The organism is Amycolatopsis sp. ATCC 39116 (genome assembly GCF_000231075.2).
Classification (GTDB): Bacteria; Actinomycetota; Actinomycetes; order Mycobacteriales; family Pseudonocardiaceae; genus Amycolatopsis_E; species Amycolatopsis_E tucumanensis.
Genome location: NZ_AFWY03000021.1, coordinates 107,849 through 113,848, shown reverse-complemented (window position 1 = coordinate 113,848; position 6,000 = coordinate 107,849). Strand labels below are relative to the sequence as shown.

Below are 6,000 nucleotides of genomic sequence, written 5' to 3'. Positions count from 1 at the left end.
AGGGGGTGCTCGGGCTGGCGGCGTTGGGTCGCCCTGGTCGCGAAGTTCTGGGAGCTGTTGGCGCCGTAGGGGCGGGCTGGCGCGGTTGAGCCACCCTGGTGGCGAGGTTCTGGCAGGCACTGCCGCCATTGGCTGTGCTGGTCGTGGAGGCTTGACTATCAACGCGCTGTGGCCGCAAGCGGCCGCAGGCCCCAAGCAGCCGGCCACGAATCAAGTCGCGCCACCCTCCACCGCGTGGTCGCCGAAGGCTGCGGCTTGTGCCTGCGCGATGAGAGCAGGCAGCGAGGTCTTCCCGTCCTCCTCGGCCCACCGCGCCAGCGCCGTGTGCATCGCGGCCAAGCAGGCGCCGGCCGCCGCCCGGATGCGGAACGCCGCCTCGGGGTCCGCCGCGCCGAGGGCGTCCACGATCGCCTCCTGCAGGGCGTAGTGGTTGTCCAAGTGCCTGGCCCGCAGCGCGGGTGTCGAGATCATCAGCCGGAGCCGCGCGAGCAAGTGCTGTCTCGTCGCAGGGTCGCCATCGGTCAGCGCCGCCGTCGCGTCGACCAGCGCGCCGCAGATTCGACGGACCAGCGGCTCTGCCGGTGAGGTGGCGGCGAGCCGCTCGCCGACGAGCCGGCCGTGCTGGTCGGCGAGCACGAGGTCTTCCTTCGTGGGGAAGTGCCGGTACACGGTCATGGCCGAGACGCCCGCGGCCACGGCCACGTCGTTCACCGTCGTCGTGTCGTAGCCGCGTTCCGTGAACAGCCGCACCGCGTGCGCCTGGATCAGGCGCTGCGTCTCGGCTCGTCGTCGCGCTCGCAACGTTGATTGCCGCTCAGCCACGTGGTAGACAGTACCGCATTGGTAGTCACTACCATTTTGGTAGCAGCTAACAGACTGGGGTGATCGGTGTGCTGACGGCTTTGGTGACGGGGGCATCGCGTGGCATCGGACGGGCGATCGCGGCCCGCCTCGCGGCACAGGGCGTGCTGGTCGTCGTGCACTTCGGCACGGACGCCAAGGGCGCGGCGGCGACGGTCGCCGAGATCGAACGCGACGGTGGGAGCGCGTTCGCCGTCGGGGCGCGGCTGGGCGTGGACGGCGACGTCGAAACGCTCTTCGCGGGAGTCGAGTCGGCCCTGGCGGGGCGGCCGCTGGACATCCTCGTCAACAACGCCGCGGCCACACCGGCCGGACCGCTCGGAGTCACGACGCGGGCCGAGTTCGACCACCTCTTCGCCGTGAACGTGCGCGCGCCCTACTTCGTCATCCAGCGCGCGTTGCCGCTGCTCCGCGACGGTGGTCGCATCATCACGATCTCGTCGGTCGCGACCCGGATGGCCAACCCGGCCCAGACCTCGTTCGCCATGACGAAGGGGGCGGTGGAAACGATGAGCATGACCTTGGCCAACGAGCTCGGCGCCCGGGGAATCACGGTGAACGCGGTCGCTCCCGGCGCCACGCGGACGGCGACCAACGGCTCCGCGTTCGCGGCCCCGGGCCTGGCCGAGTTCATCGCCGCCTCCACCGCGATGAACCGCCTGGGCGAACCGGGCGACATCGCCGACGTGGTCGCGTTCCTCGCTTCCGACGCCGCGCGCTGGATCACCGGTCAGGTCATCGACGCGAGTGGCGGGCTGTTCCTCGGACCGCGCGTCTGACCGGGATCCCCGGTGCGGGTGGTCCCGCTTCTGCCCGTCGCGGGCATGGTGGAATCCTCGGAGTTCCCGGTCGAGGAGTGGAACAGGGTGAGCGAGGACATGACGGACACCGAAGAGCTGCCGCTGGCCCCGGCGCGTGGTCGCACCCGGGTGGCGCGGTGGTGGCGCGGCTTCACCGGCTCGCTCGCGGCCGGCCTCGTCGCGCTGGCGGTGCTCGTCCTGGGCGCGGGTCTGCTGTGCGCCTTCCTCGACGTCCCCGGCCCGGGCGCGGCGCCGATGATCGGGCACCCCATCGCCGCCGTGCTGGCTCTACTCGCGCAGCGCGTCGCGGATCGCAGCCGGGGGGTTGTGGCGGCGGTTGCCGGAGTGGTGGTGCTCGCGGTGGCCCTGACCGCGCTGTGGACCTTCTGGTGGGCCTAGGCCACCCACTCCCGCCACTTGGTCAGCAGCACCTTCAACAACACAGCCGGGTTTTCGGTGTTCGGTGAGTGTGCCGCGCCGGGGATGAGTTCGAAGGGCGCTCCCAGGCGGGCCGCCATTTCGCGCTGTGCCGGGACGCTCCAGGCGTCGTCGCGTTCGCCGGCTATCACCTGCGTTGGCACGCCCGTCGCGGCGAGTTCGGGCACCCGGTCCGGCTCCGTGCGCAGGCCGCGCGCCATTCCGAGCAGCCCGGCCGGGTTCGAGGCCAGGAAACGCAGTCGCAGGAAGTCCTTCAGGTCCTCGGGCATCGCGGTCCACAACGGCGACCGCGCGCTCACCTGCTCCCGCACCCGGTACACCTCGTCCAAACCGGACTGCCGCAACACCGGCTCGCCCGCGCCCAACGCCTGCCGCCGGGCGCCTTCCGGCAACTCGCCGGGTCCGCTGTCCAGCAACGTCAACCCCGCGACCGGTGCGCCCGCCAGCACCGCCGCCCGCGCCACCAGCCCACCGTAGGAGTGGCCGAGCAGCACCACCGGCCCGTCGATGTCCGAGATCAGCCCGGCCACCACGGAGCCCAGCGCGGCAGGCAGGTAAGCCTCCTCGTCGGGCGGGCCCGGCGACTCGAACTGGCCCGGCAGGTCGATCGCGATCGCGCGGAAACCGCCGTCCGCCAAGCCGTCCAGCAGCGGCGCGAAGTCCTCTTTGGACCCGGTGTACCCGGGAACCAGCACCGCGGTCGCCTTCGCCGGAGCGGTCGTGCGCAGCGCGGCCAGGCCCCGCAGGCGCACCTTCTCCGCCCCGTGCGGGGTCAGCTGTGCCGTCACGACAACGCGACCAGCGTGTTCCCACGCTGTTCGAGCAGCACCGGCCCCAGCGCGGCCAGGCGCACCGGCCCGGTGTAGCCGTGCCGGTCCACCGCGATCGTGCGGATCGTCGACCCGTCCGACTCGTTCAGCACCGCCAGCCCGCCCTGGATCGGCACGACCAGCTGGTGCGCGAAGGTGATCCCGGGGCCCAGCGCGCTGTTCAACGTCCACAGTGGAGTCAGGTTGTCCCGGGACAGCGCCATCATCTTCGACCCGGTGAACCAGTACACGTTCGCCGACGTCGTCGACGTGACCGGCGCCAGCCCGGCCGGGTCCTGCGCCAAGTCCGACGCGGGCAGGTCCAGCGGGTAGGCCGCGGTCTGCTCGCCGTCGGCGTCGTAGAGCACCAGCAGCCTCTGGTCCGGCAACGCGACCGCCGTGTGATCACCCGACATCGCGACCATCTTCGCGTTGTGCCCGGCCACGATGGCGCTGAACGACACCTGCGGCTCGTCCGACTCCTTGGGCACGGACTTCATCACCGTCAGCCGGTCGCCGGGGTCGCCGGGGCACCGCTCGATCACGCCGAGCCGGCCCGACGCCATCGCGACCGAGCCGTAGGTGCAGCCCGTGCGCGGCTGCTTGTTCGGGTTCACCAGGGCGGGGACCTTGCCGTACTCGTTGGTCTCCACGAGGTCGTCCCGCCAGGTCACGAGCAGTTCGGGCCCGGTCGCGGTGACCTGGCTGCCGTCGGTCACCAGCCGCGTGCCCAACGGCGCGCTGCCGGTGCGCTGCGCCTTGCGCAGGCCCGTGTCGATGCCGAGCCCGATCACTTCGGAACAGCCGGACTCGCCGTTCACGCCGTCCTTGCGGTACACCGCCAGCACCCGGCCCCAGGCCTCGGCGGCGGTGCACAGCGTCAGGTCGCGGGCGTAGCGCCAGCGCACCTCGCCGGTCAGCGGGTCGCGTCCGGCGATCTCGCCGCCGTTCGCGGTGGCCACGGCCGTGCCCTCGGCGATCGGGACCGGGGCCGAGTCGCTGGGCGCCTGCCACAGCTCGCGCAGCGTCGCCGGCACGGTCGCCGGCGCGGGCGGCAGGGGAGCGCCCGGCGCGGACGTCTCCTGGATCGTCGCCCGGCTCGCGCTGCCTGCCCAGATCACGACACCGGTGACGACCACGACGACGACGATCAGGACCGCGACCACCCGGTCACGAGGCCGGTTCCACGGGGACGGCCGCTCGCGTCGCGGCCGTTCCGGAGCCGGCGCCGGGGCGGGAGCGCCGGCCAGCACGTCCTCCGCGCCGATCGGCCCGGCGACCTCGCCCCCGTCGGGACGGCGGTGCCGTCCACCCGCCTCGGGCTCGCTCACGTTCCTGCTCCCGGTGTTCGCCGGCGCCCCCGCGGCGCCGGTCGGCCTCAGTCTGCCGAACCCGGTGTATCAGACGTGTTCGCCGTCGCGCTGGCCGAGCCCGAACGGCGACGGCGGCGGCGACGGGCGGGACGCTCCGCGGCCTCGCCGCCTTCACGCTCGGTCGGGCCCTTCTCCGCCGGGCCCGAGGTGTCGCCGACCGCCTTGCCACCGCGGGTGCGGCGGCGCGGACGGCGCTCCTCACCCGACGGCTCGCCGGTGGCCTCGGGCTGCTCGCCCTCGGCCTTCGCGGCACCGCGGGTGCGGCGACGGTTGCGGGTGGTCGCGCCGCCGCTCCGGCGACGGCCGCCCATCTGCTCCTCCGGCTCGGCGGCCAGGCCGGCGCGGGTGCGCTTGGACAGCGGCAGCCGCCCGGTGGCGTCCTCCGGGATGTCCAGGTCGCTGAACAGGTGCTTCGACGTCGAGTACGTCTCGACCGGCTCGGCCATGTCGAGCTTGAGCGCGTCGTTGATGGCCTGCCAGCGGTGCATGTCGTCCCAGTCGACCAGCGTGATCGCGACACCGGTCTTGCCCGCGCGGCCGGTGCGGCCGATGCGGTGCACGTACGTGCTCTCGTCCTCGGGCGTCTGGTAGTTGATCACGTGCGTCACGTCGGTGACGTCGATGCCGCGGGCGGCAACGTCGGTGGCGACCAGCACGTCGACCTTGCCGGAGCGGAACGCGCGCAGCGCCTGCTCGCGAGCGCCCTGGCCGAGGTCACCGTGCACCGCCGCGGCGGCGAACCCGCGCTCGGCGAGGTCGTCGGCCACCTTCTGCGCGGTGCGCTTGGTGCGGGTGAAGATCATCGTCAGGCCGCGGTCCTTGGCCTGCAGCACGCGGGCGATCAGCTCGGGCTTGTCGAGCGAGTGCGCCCGGTAGGCGAACTGGGTGGTGCGCTCGTGCACCGCGCTGGAGTCGTTCTCCTCGGCCCGCACGTGCGTCGGGCGGTTGAGGAAGGTGCGGGCCAGCTTGATGATCGGGTCCGGCATCGTGGCCGAGAACAGCATGGTCTGCCGCTGGTCGGGCACCATGCCGAGGATGCGCTCGATGTCGGGCAGGAAGCCCAGGTCGAGCATCTCGTCGGCCTCGTCCAGCACCAGCGCGCGGACCTTGCCGAGGACCAGCGCCTTCTGCTCGGCCAGGTCCAGCAGGCGGCCCGGGGTGCCGACGACCACGTCGACGCCCTTGCGCAGGGCGCTGATCTGCTGCTCGTACGGGCGGCCGCCGTAGATCGCCAGCGTGCGCACGTTCAGGTGCTTGCCCGCGTCGGTGAGGTCGCGGGTGACCTGCAGGCACAGCTCGCGGGTCGGGACGACCACGAGGGCCTGCGGGGTGCCGTCGCCGGGGGAGACCACGCGCTGCAGCAGCGGGACGCCGAAGCCCAGCGTCTTGCCCATGCCGGTGCGGGCCTGGCCGATCAGGTCGTCGCCGGCCAGCGCGAGCGGCAGCGTGAGGGCCTGGATGGCGAAGGTGTGCTCGATGCCCGCCTCGGCGAGCGCGCGCACGATCTCGGGGCGGACGCCCAGCTCGGCGAAGGTGGGGGTGGCCGGTTCGACGTGGTCGGCCTGCAACGGGTGGGAGGTGTCGGTGTCCGGGACGCCCGTCTCGCTGTGCTCGAGGGCCACCGGGTCGATCTCGTTGTTGTCGGGAATGTTCGCGGTCAGTGTGATCGCCTCTCTCTACCAGCGCGCACGGCCTGGTCGAGATTCGGCACTCAACCGG

General features: G+C 72.7%; 6 protein-coding genes. 2 read left to right on the top strand and 4 right to left on the bottom strand.

From position 1 onward, the window contains the following. Positions 1-210 precede the first annotated feature (210 nt). Positions 211-822, bottom strand: a complete 612-nt coding sequence (locus AMY39116_RS0322010; protein WP_027936130.1) for a TetR/AcrR family transcriptional regulator — start codon at positions 820-822, stop codon at positions 211-213. 59 nt (positions 823-881) lie between these two features. Here AMY39116_RS0322010 and AMY39116_RS0322005 point away from each other — a divergent pair, with 59 nt between their 5' ends. Further along, positions 882-1,640 (top strand): SDR family oxidoreductase, encoded by a 759-nt coding sequence (locus AMY39116_RS0322005; RefSeq protein WP_020419790.1) that lies wholly within the window; start codon positions 882-884, stop codon positions 1,638-1,640. A 99-nt stretch (positions 1,641-1,739) separates the two neighbouring features. After that, a complete protein-coding gene (locus AMY39116_RS43370; protein ID WP_039791691.1) occupies positions 1,740-2,060 on the top strand; it encodes a hypothetical protein in 321 nt (106 codons plus the stop codon). Here AMY39116_RS43370 and AMY39116_RS0321995 read toward each other — a convergent pair. Genes AMY39116_RS0321995 through AMY39116_RS0321985 form a run of 3 tightly spaced genes read right to left on the bottom strand, consistent with a single transcriptional unit; the run spans position 2,057 to position 5,903 of the window. Further along, positions 2,057-2,887: an alpha/beta fold hydrolase gene (locus tag AMY39116_RS0321995; protein WP_020419788.1), complete on the bottom strand. Its 831-nt coding sequence runs from the start codon at positions 2,885-2,887 to the stop codon at positions 2,057-2,059. The genes AMY39116_RS43370 and AMY39116_RS0321995 overlap by 4 nt on opposite strands. Further along, the gene (locus AMY39116_RS0321990) at positions 2,884-4,239 is read right to left on the bottom strand and encodes a hypothetical protein (RefSeq protein WP_020419787.1); all 1,356 of its coding nucleotides are present in this window, start codon (positions 4,237-4,239) and stop codon (positions 2,884-2,886) included. Before AMY39116_RS0321990 ends, AMY39116_RS0321995 begins: the two co-directional genes overlap by 4 nt. A gap of 47 nt (positions 4,240-4,286) precedes the next feature. Further along, entirely contained in the window at positions 4,287-5,903 is a 1,617-nt protein-coding gene (locus AMY39116_RS0321985) for a DEAD/DEAH box helicase (RefSeq protein ID WP_020419786.1), read from the bottom strand. Positions 5,904-6,000 lie beyond the last annotated feature (97 nt).

What these genes read in the sequence shown, in the direction of transcription:
- AMY39116_RS43370 (WP_039791691.1), top strand. Translation starts at nt 1,740, where the DNA reads ATGACGGACACCGAAGAGCTGCCGCTGGCCCCGGCGCGTGGTCGCACC.